The following is a 19,126-nucleotide window of genomic DNA, read 5'->3' as shown; positions in this document are numbered from 1 at the left end:
GCGATGACTCACAGCACTCGGACGGATACGCACTCCCCTTACCTCGACGGCGACCGGGACTGGCGTGACACCGCCACCCGCTACGCCCTGCTGCCCCTGCGCGTCTTCCTGGGCGTCACCTTCATCTACGCCGGTCTGGACAAACTCACCGACAGCTCCTTCTTCGCCGACTCCGGATCGGGGTCGGTCGGTGATCTGATGCGTACGGTTCGGGACTCCTCCGCCATCCCGGCCCTGGTGGACCTCGCTCTCAAGAACCCCGCCGGCTTCGGCTACGCCATCGCCTTCGGCGAGCTGGCCGTCGGCATCGGCACGCTGATCGGACTGCTGGCCCGGCTGGCGGCGGTCGGCGGCGCCCTGATCTCGCTCAGCCTCTGGCTGACCGTGAGCTGGGCGGCCGACCCCTACTACTACGGCAACGACCTTCCCTACCTGATGGCCTGGCTCCCCCTGATCCTCGCCGGAGCGTCCGTCTTCTCCGTGGACGCGGCCCTGCGGGGCCGACGGCGACAGCGGGCCGGGGGATACCGGTAGCCAGGGCCAGGGTCAGGGCCAGGACCAGGGCCAGGACCAGGGCCAGCGGTCGCCGCAGCGGATGACCGGTCGGCCGTAAGCCGTACCCGTCAGCCGTCAGCCGTCAGCCGTCAGCCGTCAGCCGTCAGCCGTCAGCCACTCGCCAACAGCCTTCGGCCGTCGGTCAGTTCGGTATCTTCGCGGTGTCCGAGGAGCCTGTCGCCTCTGTCGGGCCGGCCGCCTCGGCTGCCGCGCGGCGGTTCTTCCTGCGGCGGCGTACCGCTCCGGTCAGCCCGGCCACCACACCCGCCAGTGCGAGGCCGAGGACCAGCAGCGGGATCACCGCGAACCAGGGTGTCTCCCAGGCGTCGCCCGCGTCGCCGAGATAGGTGACACCGGCGATGGTGACGAAGATGCCGGCGATCAGTTTCCCGGGCTGGAACTCATGACGTAGCACGGGTCACCTCCGCCTGTCCCAGACCGACCCCGAGGTCGAGGTCGATCGTGCCCGCGTTCGCGCCGCCGCCCGCCGGTGACAGCGTGGCCTGCTTGTGCTTGCCCGGTGCCACGTCCACGTCCTGCTGGTCGTCGCCGGGCAGCTGGATGTCGCCCACGCCCACCTGGATGTCCGCCTTCACCGTGACTCCCTCCGGCACGATCACCTCGATCCGGCCCATGCCCACCTCCACCGCCGTCGTCACCGTCTGCCCCTTGGCCACGCGCAGCCCGGTCAGGTCCAGGGTGGCGACACCCGTCCCGACGTCGTACCTTGGCAGTACGTCCGCCACCGCGGCCGGTGTCCATTCCTTGCGCACCCAGTGGGTGCTGACGTCCTTGGGCAGTGCCGACGCGCCTGCCAGCAGCCCCGCCGTGATGATCGCCAGGAAGACCGAGCCCGCCCCCGTACGGCCGAGGAACGCGCTGACGGCTATGCCGAGGCCGAACACCGTGAGCGCGCAGGCCAGGCCGGTCTGCAGGCTGGTGGCGAGAGCCTCCTCGTCCCATTTCGCCGCCGTGCCGACGAAACCGGCGAGAAGGGCGAGCAGCAGGATCCAGCCGCCGATCCAGCGCGGGCCGCGTGGCTTCGGCGGGCGGGGCCAGACCGCCCCCGCCTCCGGCCGCCGGCTGTTGTAGCTGACGTGCGCGATGTCGCCGGGCACCACGATGTCCCGGTCGAGGCCGCCCGGGGGACCCCACAGATAGCCGGTCCCGCCGACATGCGTGCCGTCCTTGACGATGGGGTCGCGCCACCAGGACGGGTAGGCGGCGGGGACCGGGGGCGCCTGGGCCTCCGGTGGGGCGTCCGCGACGGCCTGGGCGGCCAGCGGGTCGGGGTCGGGGGCGCCGCGGTTGCGCGACCAGTAGCCTGCGCCCGCGAGCAGGATGGACAGTATGACGGCGAAGGACAGCACCCCGCCGTTCTTCAGCATCGTCAGGAACACACCGCAGCCGACCAGCGCGAAGAGCACGGCGGTCAGCCCCTGGCCGTCCACTCTGCCGGTGAGCAGTTTGCGGACCTCGTTCTCCTCCTCGTCCTCGTACGGCACGAACAGCCAGGCGAAGCCGTAGAAGATGAGGCCGATGCCGCCCGTCGCCGAGAGCACCGCCAGGGTGATCCGGAAGATCACCGGGTCCATGTCGCAGGTCCGCCCGAGTCCGGCGCACACCCCGCCCAGCATCTTCTGCCGCCGGTCCCGGCGGAACCTGGCCGGCAGCTGCTCCTCGGCCGTGACACCCGCGACCGGGTCCGTGTGCCCGGGCGCGCGCGGTTCCTCTTTCTCTGTGCGCGGCGGCGGTGTCGCGGCGGGCGCGGCATCCTGCGGCCCGGCGCCCGGTGTGGGGCGCGGGCCGGAGCCGGGTCCCGGACCCGTCGCGGCGTTGGCGTGATCTGTCATGAGTCCATGGTGGCGCCTGGGGCCGCCCGGCGGCAGTCGGGATGACCCTGGACGAACCCTGATATCGGCCCCGAGGCGGGGCCCGGGAAACGTTCGAGGAGGGGCGGGCCCGAAGATCAGGGGAGTCTCGGGGGCCGACCCTGATGCCCGGCCCCGCCGCTCGTGTGAACATCGATGGCATGCCGGAAGCCGCAGCGTTGCCACTCGTCGAACCGCGGCCCCCGCGCAAGCTCTACCGCAGCAGCGACGGACGCTGGCTCGGAGGAGTCGCGCGAGGGCTCGCCGGGCATCTCGGCCTGCCGGTGATCTGGCTGCGCCTCATGTTCGTCGGCCTGTTCATGGCGGACGGACTCGGTGCGCTGCTCTACGCGGCCTTCTGGTTCTTCGTGCCGCTCGGCGTCGGCGGTGTCGAGGCCCAGCGGCCCCCGTCCTTCGTCACCACCGGGAGTTCGCCCGACGGCCGCCGCAGACTCGTCGCCCGCAAGCCGGACAAGGGACAGATCGTCGCCCTGCTCCTCATGGTCGTCGTGGCCATGGTGTTCGTCGGCAATGTGAATCTCGGCGGAGGCGCCAGGATCTATCTGTTCCCGGCGGTGCTCGTCGCCGCCGGTGTCGCCCTGGTCTGGCGCCAGGCGGACAACGCCCGGCGGGCCCGCTGGATGGAGGTCGGCAGCCGCAGACGCACCCTCACCCTTGTCCGCGCCGCGGCCGGCGTCATGCTGGTCACCGCGGGGGTGTCCGGCATCTTCGTCCTGCAAGGCTCCGCAGCCCACCTCGGCTCGGTCCTCCAAGCCGCGCTCGCCGTGCTGGTCGGGACAGCGCTGCTCGCCGGTCCCTATCTCGTCCGGATGACCCAGGACCTCTCCGAGGAGCGCCTGATGCGCATCCGCGCCCAGGAGCGTGCGGAGGTCGCCGCCCATGTGCACGACTCGGTGCTGCACACCCTGACCCTGATCCAGCGCAACGCGGAGAGCGCGAACGAGGTGCGCCGCCTCGCCCGCGCCCAGGAGCGCGAACTGCGCAACTGGCTCTACAAACCGGAGGGCACCGGAAAGGACGAGGCCGAAGAACCCGACACCCTCGCCGAGGCGGTGCGGCGCAGCGCGGCCGAGGTGGAGGACAAGCACGGCGTCCCCATCGAGGTCGTGGTCGTCGGCGACTGCCCGCTCGACGACAGAACCGGCGCACAGATGCAGGCCGCGCGGGAAGCGATGGTGAACGCCGCCAAGTACGGTGGCGAGGGCGGTGCGGTGCAGGTCTACGCCGAGGTCGAGGGCAGGACGGTCTTCGTGTCCGTCCGGGACCGCGGACCCGGCTTCGACCTCGACTCCATACCCGCCGACCGCATGGGCGTCAGAGAATCGATCATCGGCCGGATGGAGCGCAACGGCGGTACGGCGCGACTGCGCGCGGTACCGGGCGGCGGCACGGAGGTCGAGCTGGAGATGGAGAGGGCGGAGAGTACGTCATGAGCGAGGCGCAGGGGGACAACAGGCAGGCCGGGCCGGCCGGTTCGGCGGAGTCGGCCGAAGCGGCACCGGCCGCCGAGGCCACCGCAGCCGCCGAAGCCACCGAGGGCGCGCAGACCGGCGCGGCGGCCGGCGGCGGCAGTGGTGGTGACAGCGGTGACGCGGGCGGGCGGCGGGTGCGGGTGGTGCTCGTCGACGACCACCGTATGTTCCGTACGGGGGTCCAGGCCGAGATCGGGCAGACCGAGCGGACCGGCGTCGAGGTGGTCGGTGAGGCGGCCGACGTCGACCAGGCGGTCACCGTCATCACCGCGACCCGGCCCGAGGTGGTCCTCCTCGACGTCCATCTGCCGGGCGGCGGCGGGGTCGAAGTCCTGCGCCGCTGCGCCCCGTTGATGGCCGACCCCGAGCAGCCGGTGCGCTTCCTGGCGCTGTCCGTCTCGGACGCCGCGGAGGATGTCATCGGCGTGATCCGGGGCGGTGCGCGCGGCTACGTGACGAAGACGATCACCGGTACGGACCTCGTCGACTCGGTCTTCCGGGTCCAGGACGGCGACGCGGTGTTCTCGCCGCGGCTCGCCGGGTTCGTCCTGGACGCCTTCGCGTCCACCGACGCCCCACCGGTGGACGAGGACCTCGACCGGCTCACCCAGCGCGAGCGGGAGGTGCTGCGGCTGATCGCCCGGGGCTATGCGTACAAGGAGATCGCCAAGCAGCTCTTCATCTCCGTGAAGACGGTCGAGTCGCATGTGTCGGCGGTCCTCAGGAAGCTCCAGCTGTCCAACCGGCACGAACTGACGCGGTGGGCCACGGCCCGGAGGCTGGTGTAGTCACACCACCCTGGTCGCTCCCGCGAACGGCATCTCGTCCAGCGGTGCCACCCGTACCGGAGCCGACGGGTTCGGGGCGTGGATCATCTGGCCGCGGCCCACGTACATGCCCACATGACTGATGCCCGAGTAGAAGAACACCAGGTCGCCAGGGAGGAGTTCGGACCGTGAGACACGTTGGCCCGCGTTGATCTGGGCGTAGGTGGTGCGGGGCAGGGAGATGCCCGCGGAGCGGTACGCGGCCTGCATGAGGCCCGAGCAGTCGAAGGCGTCGGGACCGGTGGCGCCCCAGACGTAGGGGCTGCCGAGCTTCTCGTAGGCGTAGGAAACGGCAGCCGCCGCACGCGAGTTGGGTGCCTCGGCGGCTCCGGAGGACCCGGACGGCCCGGTGGTGTCGGCGACTCCGGTCGCCCCCAGTCCCTCCCGCGCACCGCCCGACGACCGCGAGGCGTGCGCCGTGCCCCAGCCTCCGGTGCCGCCGCCGGTGTTCGCCGCGAGGCGGGCGCGTTCCTCGGCGGTGAGGCGGGACAGCAGTTTGCGGGCCTCGCCGAGCTTTCCGGTCACCGTCTTCTTGTGGCGGTTCAGCTCGGCCTGGCGGGACTTGAGGGTGGTGAGTTCGACGTGGGCGGCGCCGCGCAGCTGCTCGATCTCCCGCAGCTGCCTGCGTACGCGGGCGACGTCACCCGCCTGTCTGCTGCCCGCCCGTTCGGCGAACGCGGCGCCGTCCAGATAGGCGTCGGGGTCGTCGGAGAGGGCGAGCTGCAGGGCGGGGTCGAGTCCGCCGGAGCGGTACTGCGCCGCGGCCATCGAACCCAGCGCCTCCCGCGCCGAGTTCAGCCGGTCCTCCTTGCGGGCCGCCTCGTCCCGCAGGTTGCCCAGCCGCCGTTCCGCCCGTTCGGCCTTCTCCTTCGCGCCGTTGTACTTCTCGGTGGCGACCTCCGCCTCCTCGTACAGCTTGTTCACCTTGGCCTCGACCTGCGCCTGGGTCAGTTGTGGCTCGGCGTACCCGATGCCGTCGAAGCCGGTCGCCGTCGCCGCGCCCGCGAGGGCGATCGTCGCGGCGGTGCGGGCCGTATTGCCGTTGAGCGAGCGCTGTCGGGGCTTGCGGTGCGCTGCCACCGGGGCGTCACGTCCTTTCGTACGACCGCCACTGCGACGACCGCCGGAAGGCTGCCCGGGAAGCGGACCCGGGAGGGCGGTGACGCGTCCGGCGACGGTCCGCACAGGGGGAGCGGTCCGCCGCCGGACTTTCTCGGCGGTGGTGGCCGACTGCCGCCCCTGGCCCGGGCGGCGGTGGGGAGCCGGTCACCTGGTGGAGGACGCTAAACCGGAGGGTGACCTGGGGGTAACGCCATGTACGGAACTGGCGTGAGCCGATCGAGCGGTGACCGCATGCGACCGTGATCGCGTTCCGCCGCCGCCGACTTCACACAACCGGCTGACCGATGAGGGGGTTTGGGAGGCACGTGGCGATTACACGGTGCTATGGGGTGCATATATGCGAGGTTCCGCAGCGACGCGTCCCGCACCCGGAAGGGTGCCCGTGAGCGCCGTACGCCCGGCCCGGTGTCAGGCGGGCCCGGGGGCTCTGACTAGGCTCCCGGGCCATGGGCGTACTCATCCATCTGTTCGTCGGGCTGCACATCATCGGCATCGCCTCGCTGCTGGGCGGGTTCCTCACCCAGCTGAAGGCGATGGGGCAGGGCACGGCCCGCTTCGTGCCCGCGATGCTGCACGGCGCGTTCACCATGCTGGTCACCGGTGTCGCGCTGGTCGGCCTCAACCAGGCCGACGACCAGACGGTGAACAACGTCAAGATCGGCGTGAAGCTGGCCCTGCTGATCGTCGTCCTCGGCCTCGTCTATGTGAAGCGGGACGACGAGACCGTGGACAAGCGACTGTTCGGCCTGGTGGGCCTGTTCACCACGGCGAACATCTTCATCGCCGTGCTCTGGACCTGACGAGACCAGTGATTCAGGCCGGGCGCACCACGCTGTGGATCGCCGACTCGCCGTCGTAGAAGATCGACTCCTCGCGTACGTACGCACCCGGCTTCGGGGCGTGGATCATCATGCCGTTGCCGATGTAGAGGCCGACGTGGCTGATGTCGTCGTAGAAGAAGACCAGGTCACCGGGTTGAGCGTCGGCGAGGGAGACCGTCGTGCCCGCGTTCACCTGGTCGTAGGTGGTGCGCGGGAGGGTGACTCCGGCGGCCCGCCAGGCGGCCTGGGTGAGGCTGGAGCAGTCGTACGAGTCGGGGCCGGTCGCGCCCCAGACGTACGGCTTGCCGATCTGTGCGCGTGCGAAGGCGAGAGCCTTCTCGGCCTTCGTGGCGTACGAGGAGTCCGTGACCGGAGTCGTCGTCGACGAGGACGCCGTGTCCGACGCGGTGCCGCCCGTCGGCTGCTGCGCCGCCGCCGCGGCTGCCGCCGCCTCCTGCTGCCGGAGGGCGAGTTCCTGGGCCTGGCGGCGGGCCTCGGCCTGCTTCTTCCGCTCGATCGCCGCGAGCCGCAGCTTCTCCTCGGCCGTGAGGCGGGAGAGGAGCTGGCGGGCCTGTGCGAGCTTCTTCTGGACGGCGGTCTTCGTCGTCTGCAGGTGGTCCTGGGACTCCGTGAGCGACTCCAGGCTCGCGGTGGCCTCCTGGCGCTGGCGCGTCGTCTCGGCCTGCTGGGTGATGTAGTCGTCGACCGCGTCCTTCTGGCGGGCCGTCAGACGGTCCGTCAGCTGGTTCTGGTCGAAGTAGTCCTGCGGCGTGTCCGCCAGCAGGAACGTCGCCGTGTCGGGGGCGGCCGACCCGGTGCGGTACTGGGCGGCGGCGAAGGTGCCCAGCTCCTCGCGCGCCTCGTTGAGCTTCTGGGTGCGCTGGGCCACGTCGTCCATCAGTGCGGTGACGCGACTCTGCTGCTTGACGGCCCTCTCCTTGGCCGCGTTGTACACGTCGGCGGCCGACTCGGCCTGGTGGTACAGGTCGTCGACCTGCGCCTCCACCTCCTCCATGCTCGGCTGGTCGTCGGCGGAGGGCGCCGGAGGCGTGGTGGGGTCCGAGGGCGCGGCGTTGGCGGCGGTCTGGGTCAGCAGGGCGACGGAGGCGGTCAGGGCCGCCGTGGCGAAGGCGGGGGTCCGTATACCTGCTATGCGCGTTCCCGTAGGACGCGACTTGCGGTGCGACGACGCCAAGGGAGGCGACTCCTTCCACGTTCCGCCTACCGGGTTAGCTGTCGGGTTCGGGCGGGTGGTTCGGAAGGGTTGCCCTACGGTCCGTGCCCTGGACGGCGGTCGGACCGATTCACCCCAGATTTTCGGTGGGTCCCCGGCTCCTGCCGCACAGGGCGGCACGATCGGACTCGGCGGGGGCCGCACGGCCCGGCGACGTTCGCCGGTGGGGGTCGAGCAGCCCTGGGGGCACGCTAACCAACTCGTGTGGCCCCTGTGAAGGTTGATGACCGCTATGCCCGATACGTTTTTGTGACCTCGGCATTAAACACTGCTCACCGGAATCGGCTTGTTGTTGTTTGGTGGGATTGGTCAGTGCATGTTTTCGGGGTGGCGGCTGGTTGTCAGTGGGGGCGCCTAGACTCGGAGAGCGATGAGCAGCCTCTTTGACGACAGCTTCCTGGCGGACCTCCAGGGCCCTCGGGCCCGCGAGGAGGAGCCCCCGCCGCCGCCCGAGGACGAGCACGCTCCGGAGTCCGTTCCGGACGACCTGTTCGGCGGGCAGTTCGACGCGCCGCCGGACCGGGACGCGTACTACCGCGACGGCGCCCCGCGCCCCGTGGTGGACCCGGCCGCGCTCCTGGACGGGCTCAACGAGAACCAGCGCGCGGCCGTCGTGCACGCCGACACCCCCCTGCTCATCGTGGCGGGCGCCGGCTCCGGCAAGACCCGTGTGCTCACGCACCGCATCGCCTATCTGCTCGGCGAGCGGGGCGTCCACCCCGGCCAGATCCTCGCGATCACCTTCACCAACAAGGCCGCCGGCGAGATGAGGGAACGCGTCGAGCAGCTCGTCGGCCCGCGCGCGAACGCGATGTGGGTGATGACGTTCCACAGCGCGTGCGTGCGGATCCTGCGCCGGGAGAGCAAGAGGCTCGGCTTCACGTCGTCCTTCTCGATCTACGACGCCGCCGACAGCAAGCGGCTCATGGCGCTCGTCTGCCGCGATCTGGACCTCGACCCCAAGCGCTTCCCGCCCAAGTCGTTCAGCGCGAAGATCTCCAACCTGAAGAACGAGCTGATCGACGAGGAGGACTTCGCCGCCCAGGCGAGCGACGGCTTCGAGAAGACCCTCGCCCAGGCGTACGCGATGTACCAGTCGCGGCTGCGCGAGGCCAACGCCCTCGACTTCGACGACCTGATCATGACGACGGTCAATCTGCTGCGCGCCTTCCCGGACGTCGCCGAGCACTACCGCCGCCGCTTCCGGCATGTCCTCGTCGACGAGTACCAGGACACCAACCACGCCCAGTACGCCCTCGTACGGGAACTCGTCGGCACCTCCGAACACCCGGTGGACGTACCGCCCAATGAGCACGAGCTGCGCCCCGCCGAGCTGTGTGTCGTGGGTGACGCCGACCAGTCGATCTACGCCTTCCGGGGCGCGACGATCCGCAACATCCTCCAGTTCGAGGAGGACTACGCGGACGCGACGACGATCCTGCTCGAACAGAACTACCGTTCCACGCAGACGATCCTGAGCGCCGCCAACGCGGTCATCGAGCGCAACGAGTCCCGCCGCCCCAAGAACCTGTGGACCAACGCGGGCGCGGGCGCGCAGATCACCGGCTACGTCGCCGACACCGAGCACGACGAGGCGCAGTTCGTCGCCGAGGAGATAGACCGCCTGACGGACGCGGGCGACGCGAAGGCGGGCGATGTCGCCGTCTTCTACCGGACGAACGCCCAGTCCCGTGTGTTCGAGGAGATCTTCATCCGCGTCGGCCTGCCCTACAAGGTCGTCGGCGGAGTCCGCTTCTACGAGCGCAAGGAGGTCCGGGACGTCCTGGCCTACCTGCGTGTCCTCGCCAACCCGGAGGACTCGGTGCCGATGCGGCGCATCCTCAACGTCCCCAAGCGGGGCATCGGGGAGCGTGCCGAGGCGATGATCGACGCGCTCTCGCAGCGCGAGAAGATCAGCTTCCCGGCGGCGCTGCGGCGGGTGGACGAGGCGTACGGGATGGCGTCGCGTTCGACCAACGCGGTCAAGAAGTTCAACACGCTGATGGAGGACCTCCGGACGATCGTCGAGTCCGGCGCGGGCCCGGCGACCGTCCTCGAAGCGGTACTCGAACGCACGGGCTATCTCGCCGAGTTGCAGGCGTCCACCGACCCGCAGGACGAGACCCGGATCGAGAACCTCCAGGAACTCGCCGCGGTCGCCCTGGAGTTCGAGCAGGAGTCCGCGCAGGCGGAGGATGCCCAGCAGCCCGCGGAGGGCGAGGCGCTGGGTGAGGCCGCGGGCGAGGCGCCTGCCCCGGTCGGGCTCGCCGCGTTCCTGGAGCGGGTCGCCCTGGTCGCCGACTCCGACCAGATCCCCGACGAGGACGACGACGGCTCCGGCGTCATCACCCTGATGACCCTGCACACCGCCAAGGGCCTTGAGTTCCCCGTGGTGTTCCTGACCGGCATGGAGGACGGCGTCTTCCCGCACATGCGCGCCCTCGGCCAGGTCAAGGAGCTGGAGGAGGAGCGGCGGCTCGCGTACGTGGGCATCACGCGCGCGCGTGAACGGCTGTATCTGACCCGGTCGTCGCTGCGCAGCGCGTGGGGGCAGCCGTCGTACAACCCGCCCTCGCGGTTCCTGGAGGAGATCCCGGCGACCCATCTGGAGTGGAAGCGCACGGGGGCGGTGGCCGCTCCGGTGAAGTCCTCGGGGCCGGTATCCGGGGTGGCGTCCTCGCTGTCGTCCACGCGCTCGCGCTCCGCGGCGTCGGGGGCGTCCGGATTCGCCACGCGGCGGGGTGGCGCGGAGAAGCCGGTCGTCGCGCTGGCGGTGGGGGATCGGGTCACGCATGACCAGTTCGGTCTGGGGACCGTGGTGGGTGTGAAGGGGACCGGTTCGAACGCGGAGGCCACGGTCGACTTCGGTGAGGAGAAGCCGAAGCGGTTGCTGTTGAGGTACGCGCCTGTGGAGAAGCTTTAGCGCTCCGCTGGAGTTGCGGTTGGGGCGCGGTCATGTGATCTGCGGGCCGGTGGGGGCTGGTCGCGCAGTTCCCCGCGCCCCTTTGGGGCGTGGGTGGTTACGTCGGGTCCAGGCCGTGGCTGCGGAGCCAGGGGAGGGGGTCGATCGCCGAGCCGCCTGCCGGGCGTACCTCGAAGTGGAGGTGCGGGCCGGTCGAGTTGCCGGAGTTCCCGGAGTACGCGATGGCGTCGCCGGCCTTGACCGTCGTACCGGAGGCGACCTGGTAGCTGGAGAGGTGGCAGTACCACGTCTCCGTGCCGTCCTTGTCCGTCACGATCATCATGTTGCCGTACGCGCTGTTCCACTGCGTCCGTACGGTGCCGTCGGTCGCGGCCATCACCGTCGTGCCGTACGAGACCGGGAAGTCGATCCCGGTGTGCACGGACATCCAGTTGATGCCGGCCTGGCCGAAGTAGGCGCTGAGGCCCCGCTGCGCGACGGGCAGGGCGTACTTGGGGCGCAGTCGCTCCTTGCGGGCCGCTTCCGCCGCCGCAGCCTTCTTCTCGGCGACCTGCTGGGCCTTGAGGTCGATACGTTCCTGCGTACGGCTGGCCCGGTCGGCGAAGTCGTCGGCGCCCGCGGTGAGGCTCTCCAGCTGGGAGTCCAGCTTGTTGTTCGCGGCGGACGGTTTCACGGCGACACCGTCCGAGGCCGACGCGGTCGTGTTCTGCGCGTCGTCACCGCTCATCCCGCCCACCGAGGCGGCGGCGATGCCCGCGACGCCCATCACACAGGCGGACGGAACGGCGATCGTCAGCAGAGCGGAACGTTTGGCCGGGGGGCGCCGCCGGGAGCGGTTCGCGTTGCGCGCCGCCGTACGGGACGCCGCGCGCCCGCCGCTCGGGGCGAGTTCCTCCTGGCCGTCGAGCAGCGGGGCCTCGGCGGGCAGTTCGCCGTCCGCGAGGAGGTCCGGCTCGTCGTGGGCGAGGGCCTGCTGCTCGTGGTCCGGTACGTCCGTGGCGTCCGCGATCTGTTCGAACATCGCGGTGGCCTGCTGGTCGTACTCGTGCTCGGGCTCGTGGTCGTACTCGGCGGACGGGGCGGGCGTGCCGCTGTCCGAGTTCCACTGCGTGGCGTCGTACACCCCGGTGTCGAAGGCCTGCGTGCCCCATTCCCAGTGCTGGGTCTGGTCGGCCGGGCCGCTCTGGTCGGGCTGGAGCCAGGCGTTCGCGTCCCACTGTCCGCTCGTGTCGCCGCCCGGGGGCGGTGTCTGCGCGGGGATGTCGGCGAGCTGCTGGTAGCCGGGGGCCCAGGTGGTGGTGTCGTACGCCCCGGTGTCGTAGGCGGCGTGGTGCTGGGCCGCGTAGGGGTCGTAGTTCAGGGTGTGCTGACTGCCCGTGGACCACTGGGAGTTGTCGTACGAACCGGTCGCCTCGCCGCCCGGCATGTTGCCGAAGAGGGGGTCGGTGTCGAAAGTGCCGGTGCCCGTACCCGTGCCCATACCCGCGTCGAAACCGTTGGCGAAGGTGGGGTCGTACGTGGTGAAGTCACCGAAAGGGACTTCCTGCGTGCCGTACGACGCGTAATGCGCCGTCGCGGCGTCGGAAGCCGGAGCCGGGGTGGTCATGGTCCCCGACGGGTGACGTTCGTTCACCAACTTCTCTTTCGCCTCGACAACAGGGGCTGGTAGAGCTGGCCGAGCAGTGCGGCGACTGTACCCGGCGGTATGCGGGCGCGACAATCTTCCGCAGGTTTCGTGCCTGCGGGAAACGGGCATTCGGCCGTGTTTCGGGGGACTGCGGGCACGGGTTTGGCCTGGCGTTCGAGGATTGTTCGAATCCCGGCGCGTCTTCGGCGTCCCTTTGGACGTGGCGGACGCCCCTGTGCGACGGGTGCGCGGCGTCACGCCACGGTCAGTCCGCCGGTCTGCGCGCCGGTGGCGACGGGGTGGTCGCTGTCGTCGAGGGCCTGCCTTATCCCGGTCGCGACGGCGGGATGCACCGGCAGGGCGAGGTGGCCTACGCCGGTGACCTGCACGTTCTGTACGAGCAGGTCCGGGTGGTCGACGCAGGCCGTCGTCGGCGGGTCCATCAGGTGGTCCAGTTCGCTCCAGAAACTGACGAAGCGCGTACGGCAGCCGGGAGCCGGGAGGCGCAGTTCCTCGATGACCGCCGAGCCGGGGCGCATCTGGCGGACGATCGGGTGCGCGTCGGCCAGCGGGACGACCCGGGTGCCGGAGTGCGGCGTGCCGAGGGTGACGAGTGTGCGGACGCGGTGGTCACCGCCGAGCCGCTGGACGTAGTAGCGGGCGATGAGGCCGCCCAGGCTGTGCCCGACTATGTCCACCTGCGGCTGCCCGGTGCGCCGGCAGATCTCCTCTATGTGCCGGCCGAGCAGTTCGGCGGCGGTGCGGATGTCGCAGGTCAGCGGGGAGTAGTTGAGCGACTCGACCTGCCGGCGGCCGTGCTGGACGAGGGAGCGGCGCAGCAGGACGAAGACGGAGCGGTTGTCGATGAAGCCGTGCAGGAGGACGACCGGGGGCTTCGGCTCCGTCGGCAGGTGGGTGGGGGCGGCGACGGAGGTGGTGGAGGTGCCTGTCTGGCTGGTCGTGGAGGTCTCGGGGGGCGCGCTGGCGTCCTGGGGCGTGGCGCGGCGTTCCTGCGTGATGCCCGACGGATAGAGGAGCAGGTGTCCCGCCAGGATCGCCAGCTCCAGGGCCGTCGCCTTGAGGAGGGCGAGGGAGAGCCCCGCCAGCCTGCTCGGCAGGACGCGCTCACAGAGCGGCAGCAGCGGCTGAACTGCCCGGATGACCTTCATGGCCGACCTCCTGTCGGCACGCGGGAGGACTCCTCTGTTCCCCCGTGTGCCCTAGTGGGGGGTCGCGCGAGGCGGCCGGTGGTGGCGTCGGAGGCGTACGAGGCGGGCGCGCGGCGATTCCGACAAGGGGGTGGCGAAGCTTCCTGCCGTACGGCGACGAAGCTCCCCGCTGTCGTGCCTTCCTGCCCTTCGTGCCATCTCCGACCCACCGCACCGCCACGGCGCGCGGCTCGCGGCGCGGTGGTGCGACGACCTCGATGCGGCTCCCCTTGCGCCGGTCCAGTGAAGGCGACGGTGCGCGGCGAACGTGTCCCACCATGTGATTTCCCCCTCGTCATCCGTCGTGAAACTGCCGGTTGCGGGATGCTGGACATAACGTTCGTTCACTTCACGCACTTCATGGAGGCTGTGATGGGTGTGGCCGGTGGTCCGATCCGCGTGGTGGTGGCGAAGCCGGGGCCCGACGGCCACGACCGCGCGGCCGAGTCGCTCGCGCGGGCGCTGCGGGACGCCGGTATGGAGGTCATCTACACCGGCGTCCACCAGACCCCCGAGCAGATCGTCGGCACCGCGATCCAGGAGGACGCCGACGCGATCGGGCTGCCCGCCCACGGCACGCTCTTCGCCGCGGTGGTCGACCTGCTGCGGGAGCGCGACGCCGCCGACATCAAGGTCTTCGGCGACGGGGTCGTCCCCGAGGCGGACATCGCGGTACTGAAGGAGCAGGGCGGCGCGGAGATCTTCGCGCCCGGGGCGAGTACGGCCTCGATCGTGGAGTGGCTCCGGGGAGACGCGCGGGAGTCGGCGGGTGCCTAGGAACACAGGAGTTCTCGTGGGCTCGGCGGGGTGCGGGTGGTTCCTGGACCTGGTTCACGCCGCTGTCCCCCTCCCGCCCGTCCCGCCCGTCTCGTCCGTCCCGTCCGTTGCCAGTTCCTCCGCCATGGCCGCGCGCAGGCGCAAGGTGCCCACGAGGCGCTGGAACGCCTCCGCCCAGTAGCTTCCGGCGCCCGGTGACGCGTCCTCGCCCTCGTCCGGGACCGCCAGCAGGCCGTCGAGGCGGCCGGCCTCGGCGGGGTCCAGGCAGCGTTCCGCCAGGCCCATCACGCCGCTGAAGCTCCAGGGGTAACTGCCCGCGTCCCGTGCGATGTTGAGCGCGTCGACCACGGCCCGCCCGAGCGGCGGCGCCCAGGGCACCGCGCACACGCCGAGCAGCTGGAAGGCCTCCGACAGGCCGTGCGTCCCGATGAACCCCGCGACCCACTCGGCCCGTTCGGCGGAGTCCAGCGTCGCGAGCAGCTTCGCCCGCTCGGCCAGGGACACCGCGCCGGGTCCGCCCGCCTCGGGTGTCGAGGGTGCGCCGAGCAGCGCCCGGGACCAGTCGGCGTTCCGCTGCCGGACCGCCGCCCGGCACCACGCGGCGTGCAGCTCGCCCTGCCAGTCGTCGGCCACCGGCAACGCCACGACCTCCTCAGGCGTACGTCCGCCGAGTCGCGCCGACCATGAGCCGAGCGGGGCCGCCTCCACCAACTGGCCCAGCCACCAGGACCGTTCACCACGCCCTACCGGGGCCTTGGCGACGACGCCGTCGCGCTCCATACCCGCGTCGCATTCGTGCGGGGCCTCGACGACGAGCGCGGGCCCGTCCTTCGTACCGCCGGCGCCACTGTCACCGTCACCGCCGGTGCCGGTCATGTGGTCGACAGCCACGCACGCGCCCGCCCGGACGGCCATGCGGGCGGCGAGTGCCGAGTCCGGCAGCGCGGACAGCAACTCCGCCGCCGTGGCCCGGACGTTGCGGCTGCGGTCGGCCAACGCCCGCTCCAGGAACGGTTCGTCCTCGGCGCAGAGTCCTGTGCGGAGCGAGTCGAGGAACATCAGCCGGTCCTCGGCGCGCTCCGTCGGCCAGGTCGTCTCCAGCAGTTCCCGGGCTGCGGCGGGCTCCCGCGCGCGTATCGCCGCGAGGAGGGAGACGCGCTCGGCGAACAGGCCCTCCTGCCAGAGCCGCTGGATCCGCTCGGGCTCGTCCGCGCCGGGCACGGCCGTGCCTCCGCCCGGGGTCGAGCGCAGGGCGAACCGCCAGTCCGTGTTCAGCCGGGCCAGCCACAGCGCGCGCGGGCCCGCGAACTCCAGCGCCGCCGGACGCAGATCCGTACGCCCCCTGGCCGCGTCGAGCAGCGCGGGCAGCGTCTGCGGAGGGGCCGCGAAACCGTGCGTGTTCGCCGCCGCGAGCCACTGGGGCAGCAGCTCCATCAGATCCGGCGCCGTGCCCCGACGCCCGCCGCCGGGAGTGCCGGGCCGGTCGGCCAGCAGCATCGCCAGCCTGCGGGCCGCCGCCGGGGGCAGCGGCGGACGCGGGTCCGCGGCGGCGGGCTCCGGGCGACCGGCGGCCCGGGCCGGCCGCAGCCCCGCCCGCCGCCGTACGGTCTCCACGGCCGCCGCGTCGAGCAGCACGACCGGCGCCTGCCCGCCCGGCGGACAGCCCGGGGGCGTACGCCGGTCCGTGCCGAGCAGCGCCGAGGTGACCAGCTCCTCCCAGGTGCCGCCGACCACGGGTGCGCCCACGGAAGGCGTGCCCTCGGGGGCGGAGGCCGTGCTGCCGTTCATGGGGTTCCCTTTCGTCGTACGGGCTTGGTGGGGGCGTGAGCGTGTGAGGTGCGGCGCCTTTCAGCACAGGGGGGCGGGTGTCCTGGGAACCGTGGAGTCTCGCGCCCCCTCAGCACAGCGGGACCGCCTGTCCCGTCGGACCCTCCGGCCAGGCCGTCAGGGGAGTGAAGCCCCGGTGGCCGCACTCGCCGAAGACCTTGACCGGGGCGCCGCCCGAGAGGGCGACCAGGCGCCACAGGCCGGGGTGGGCGGCGGCGGACGGGGCCAGGGGGAGCGCCGAGTCGGTGTCGGCGTCCGCCAACTGCCAGGAGCCGCCCGCCGGAACGGGTATGACCCGGTCCAGGGTCGTCGGGACGGAGGTCAGCCAGGGGTCGTCCAGGAGGGCCTTCCCGTAGCGCTCCGCCGCGCGTGTGGTCGTCGTCCCCGTCGGCCGTACGTCCGTCGGGGCGGGCGGGGTGAACCGCTCGACCAGCGCCGACCGCAGCTGCCCGGCGCCGGGATACGCGGCCACCTCCGCCTCGAACGCCAGCCCTACCGGCAGCGACAGTTCGGGCGCGCGGCCCGCCGCCCCGTACGAGAGGAGGAGGGCGGTGCGGCCCGACTCCGTGCCGTGCAGCCAGATCCTGCGGGTCGTCAGACGGGCGTCCGCCGTCTCGTACTGGGCGAGGACCAGCCAGTGGTCGCGCACCGGCGGGCCGTCGGCCGAGCCGGGCAGGCCGATCCGGGACCGTACCGTCGCCGCCAGGCCCTCCGGCAGCTCGTCCCGGCGCAGCCAGCCCTGGTCCAGGAGATGGAGCAGCGCGCACTCCTCCAGCAGCCGCACCGGCCAGCCCGGACCGGATGCCGGGATCGCCCCCAACTCCCGCACGCGCGAGGCGAGTCCGGGGGCCTGCGCGTCGACCATGCGGGCCGCCGTCTCCTCCCACATGCCGTACCCCGCCTGCTCCGCCGTCGCCAGGCCGCCGCGCAGCAGATCGGTCAGGCGCTGCTCAAGTTCCGTCGCCCCGGCCGTGATCCGCTCGGCCCGGCGCTCCGCCCTGTGCCGCGCCGCCTCCGGATCAGCGGACGGGGACGGTGAACCGTCCGCCGCCGCCCGCTTCTCCTCCGCCCGCTTCCGCCGACCCGCCAGCCACTCCTCCGCCCAGCCCGGCGCCTCCCCTCGCGGCACCGCGCCGTCCTCGCCCGCCCAGAGCAGCAGCAGCCCGAGGGCGTGCTTGCACGGGAACTTGCGGCTCGGACAACTGCACTTGTACGCAGGCCCGGTGGCGTCCGCGATGTCGACGACCGTCTGATACGGCTTGCTGCCACTGCCCTTGCACAGTCCCCACACCGTCCCCTCGTCCGAGCTGCCGGCCTCCGACCACGGCCCGGCCGCGCCGAGTTTGCTTCCCGCTTTGCGTGACGAGACGTCAGGCGCCAGTGCCAGCACCTGATCCGCCGTCCAGCGCACCCCCTGCTGAGTCATGACATCGAAGGTAGATCCCACCACTGACAATCGGCCCTCGCAGCGATCACCGACCAGCCCCGCCCGGCCGCCGAAATGTCGTTTCCGCAGGTCAGAACGCGTTGTCAGTGGCGTGGTGCAGTGTGGTCACCAGATCCGAACGGGCCAAGACCGGCCGAGCTGGAGGGGGACCGAGCCATGCCTGTTTCCGCTGAACCGACATCCGTCGACCCGACGCACGAGAACTCCGCGCACGCGAACGGCACGGAGGAACTGCGCCCGCACGCCGAGCACGCCTTCGCCGCCGAACTCGCGGCGCTGGCCGCGCAGGACGACCGGCCGCGCCCGGCACGCTGGAAGCTGTCGCCGTGGGCCGTCGCGACGTATCTGCAGGGCGGCACCCTGCCGGACGGCACGGTGATCACCCCGAAGTACGTCGGCCCGCGCCGCATCGTCGAGGTCGCCGTCACCACCCTCGCGACCGACCGCGCCCTGCTCCTGCTGGGCGTGCCCGGGACGGCGAAGACCTGGGTGTCCGAGCACCTGGCGGCGGCGGTGAGCGGCGACTCGACGCTGCTGGTCCAGGGCACGGCCGGCACGCCGGAGGAGGCGATCCGGTACGGCTGGAACTACGCGGAACTGCTCGCGAACGGCCCGAGCCGTGCCGCCCTCGTGCCCAGTCCCGTCATGCGGGCGATGGCGGAGGGCATGACCGCCCGCGTCGAGGAACTGACCCGTATCCCGGCGGACGTCCAGGACACGCTGATCACCATCCTGTCGGAGAAGAACCTGCCGATACCGGAGTTGGGGCAGGAGGTGCAGGCGGTCCGCGGGTTCAACCTGATCGCGACGGCCAACGACCGCGACCGCGGGGTCAACGAGCTGTCCAGCGCCCTGCGCCGCCGCTTCAACACGGTCGTGCTGCCGCTGCCGGAGAGCGCCGACGCCGAGGTCGACATCGTCTCGCGCCGCGTCGACCAGATCGGCCGCTCCCTCGACCTGCCGGCGGTGCCGGACGGCGTCGACGAGATCCGCCGGGTCGTGACCGTCTTCCGCGAGCTGCGCGACGGCATCACGTCGGACGGCCGTACGAAGCTGAAGTCGCCCAGCGGCACGCTGTCCACCGCCGAGGCGATCTCGGTTGTCACCAGCGGCCTGGCCCTGGCGGCCCACTTCGGCGACGGCGTCCTGCGGGCATCCGACGTCGCCGCGGGCATCCTCGGGGCCGTCGTACGCGATCCGGCGGCCGACCGGGTCGTCTGGCAGGAGTACCTGGAGGCGGTGGTCCGCGAGCGGGACGGCTGGAAGGACTTCTACCGGGCGTGCCGGGAGGTGAGCGCGTGAGTTGTCCGATGGGTGCGGGTGCGGGTGCGGGTGCGGGTGCGTGGGGGTGGGGGTGCGTGGCCGTGATGTCGGCGGGAGACGGGCCGGTGGTC

15 protein-coding genes and 1 riboswitch are annotated in these 19,126 nt (G+C 71.8%); of the genes, 7 read left to right on the top strand and 8 right to left on the bottom strand.

Features of this window, described 5'->3' with window-relative positions; genetic code table 11:
- Positions 1 to 3 precede the first annotated feature (3 nt).
- Positions 4 to 534, top strand: a complete 531-nt coding sequence (locus tag CW359_RS27290; protein ID WP_105972797.1) for a DoxX family protein — start codon at positions 4 to 6, stop codon at positions 532 to 534.
- Positions 535 to 697: 163 nt separating this feature from the next.
- On the opposite strand, the gene CW359_RS27285 is transcribed toward CW359_RS27290, so the two are convergent.
- A complete protein-coding gene (locus tag CW359_RS27285; protein ID WP_105972796.1) occupies positions 698 to 970 on the bottom strand; it encodes a hypothetical protein in 273 nt (90 codons plus the stop codon).
- Positions 957 to 2,408 carry a PspC domain-containing protein gene (locus CW359_RS27280; protein ID WP_105972795.1) on the bottom strand — a complete coding sequence of 484 codons (1,452 nt, stop codon included), beginning with the start codon at positions 2,406 to 2,408 and terminating at the stop codon, positions 957 to 959. Before CW359_RS27280 ends, CW359_RS27285 begins: the two co-directional genes overlap by 14 nt.
- A gap of 179 nt (positions 2,409 to 2,587) precedes the next feature.
- Here CW359_RS27280 and CW359_RS27275 point away from each other — a divergent pair, with 179 nt between their 5' ends.
- Positions 2,588 to 3,880, top strand: coding sequence for an ATP-binding protein (locus CW359_RS27275; RefSeq protein WP_408647523.1), 1,293 nt, complete (start codon positions 2,588 to 2,590; stop codon positions 3,878 to 3,880).
- A complete protein-coding gene (locus tag CW359_RS27270) occupies positions 3,877 to 4,707 on the top strand; it encodes a LuxR C-terminal-related transcriptional regulator (protein ID WP_105972793.1) in 831 nt (276 codons plus the stop codon). The genes CW359_RS27275 and CW359_RS27270 overlap by 4 nt, the downstream gene beginning before the upstream one ends.
- Here CW359_RS27270 and CW359_RS27265 read toward each other — a convergent pair whose 3' ends face one another.
- Positions 4,708 to 5,826, bottom strand: a complete 1,119-nt coding sequence (locus CW359_RS27265) for a C40 family peptidase (RefSeq protein ID WP_105972792.1) — start codon at positions 5,824 to 5,826, stop codon at positions 4,708 to 4,710. It lies immediately after the preceding gene.
- Positions 5,827 to 6,314: 488 nt separating this feature from the next.
- Between CW359_RS27265 and CW359_RS27260 the strand changes: the two genes are divergently transcribed.
- Positions 6,315 to 6,668 carry a hypothetical protein gene (locus CW359_RS27260; RefSeq protein ID WP_105972791.1) on the top strand — a complete coding sequence of 118 codons (354 nt, stop codon included), beginning with the start codon at positions 6,315 to 6,317 and terminating at the stop codon, positions 6,666 to 6,668.
- A gap of 13 nt (positions 6,669 to 6,681) precedes the next feature.
- Here the strand turns inward: CW359_RS27260 and CW359_RS27255 are convergent, their stop codons facing one another.
- The gene (locus tag CW359_RS27255; protein ID WP_105972790.1) at positions 6,682 to 7,884 is read right to left on the bottom strand and encodes a C40 family peptidase; all 1,203 of its coding nucleotides are present in this window, start codon (positions 7,882 to 7,884) and stop codon (positions 6,682 to 6,684) included.
- A gap of 8 nt (positions 7,885 to 7,892) precedes the next feature.
- Positions 7,893 to 8,052: riboswitch (cyclic di-AMP (ydaO/yuaA leader) on the bottom strand.
- A gap of 241 nt (positions 8,053 to 8,293) precedes the next feature.
- Here CW359_RS27255 and pcrA point away from each other — a divergent pair.
- Positions 8,294 to 10,846, top strand: a complete 2,553-nt coding sequence (gene pcrA, locus CW359_RS27250; protein WP_105972789.1) for a DNA helicase PcrA — start codon at positions 8,294 to 8,296, stop codon at positions 10,844 to 10,846.
- A gap of 97 nt (positions 10,847 to 10,943) precedes the next feature.
- Here pcrA and CW359_RS27245 read toward each other — a convergent pair whose 3' ends face one another.
- The gene (locus tag CW359_RS27245) at positions 10,944 to 12,479 is read right to left on the bottom strand and encodes a M23 family metallopeptidase (protein ID WP_232838612.1); all 1,536 of its coding nucleotides are present in this window, start codon (positions 12,477 to 12,479) and stop codon (positions 10,944 to 10,946) included.
- A gap of 248 nt (positions 12,480 to 12,727) precedes the next feature.
- Positions 12,728 to 13,642: an esterase/lipase family protein gene (locus CW359_RS27240; RefSeq protein ID WP_105972787.1), complete on the bottom strand. Its 915-nt coding sequence runs from the start codon at positions 13,640 to 13,642 to the stop codon at positions 12,728 to 12,730.
- A 411-nt stretch (positions 13,643 to 14,053) separates the two neighbouring features.
- Between CW359_RS27240 and CW359_RS27235 the strand changes: the two genes are divergently transcribed.
- The gene (locus CW359_RS27235; protein WP_105972854.1) at positions 14,054 to 14,458 is read left to right on the top strand and encodes a coenzyme B12-dependent isobutyryl CoA mutase small subunit; all 405 of its coding nucleotides are present in this window, start codon (positions 14,054 to 14,056) and stop codon (positions 14,456 to 14,458) included.
- A 54-nt stretch (positions 14,459 to 14,512) separates the two neighbouring features.
- On the opposite strand, the gene CW359_RS27230 is transcribed toward CW359_RS27235, so the two are convergent.
- Both CW359_RS27230 and CW359_RS27225 read right to left on the bottom strand, forming a co-directional pair.
- Entirely contained in the window at positions 14,513 to 16,246 is a 1,734-nt protein-coding gene (locus CW359_RS27230; RefSeq protein ID WP_232838611.1) for a DUF5691 domain-containing protein, read from the bottom strand.
- A 109-nt stretch (positions 16,247 to 16,355) separates the two neighbouring features.
- Complete coding sequence (locus tag CW359_RS27225) at positions 16,356 to 17,711, bottom strand: SWIM zinc finger family protein (RefSeq protein WP_105972786.1); 1,356 nt, start codon at positions 17,709 to 17,711, stop codon at positions 16,356 to 16,358.
- Positions 17,712 to 17,888: 177 nt separating this feature from the next.
- Between CW359_RS27225 and CW359_RS27220 the strand changes: the two genes are divergently transcribed.
- A complete protein-coding gene (locus CW359_RS27220; RefSeq protein ID WP_105972785.1) occupies positions 17,889 to 19,034 on the top strand; it encodes an ATP-binding protein in 1,146 nt (381 codons plus the stop codon).
- The last annotated feature ends 92 nt before the right edge of the window (positions 19,035 to 19,126 follow it).

The organism is Streptomyces geranii (assembly GCF_002954775.1).
In the GTDB taxonomy this organism is placed as follows: domain Bacteria; phylum Actinomycetota; class Actinomycetes; order Streptomycetales; family Streptomycetaceae; genus Streptomyces; species Streptomyces geranii.
The sequence above is the reverse complement of the archived record's forward strand: the minus strand, read 5'-3'. Positions and strand labels throughout refer to the sequence as shown.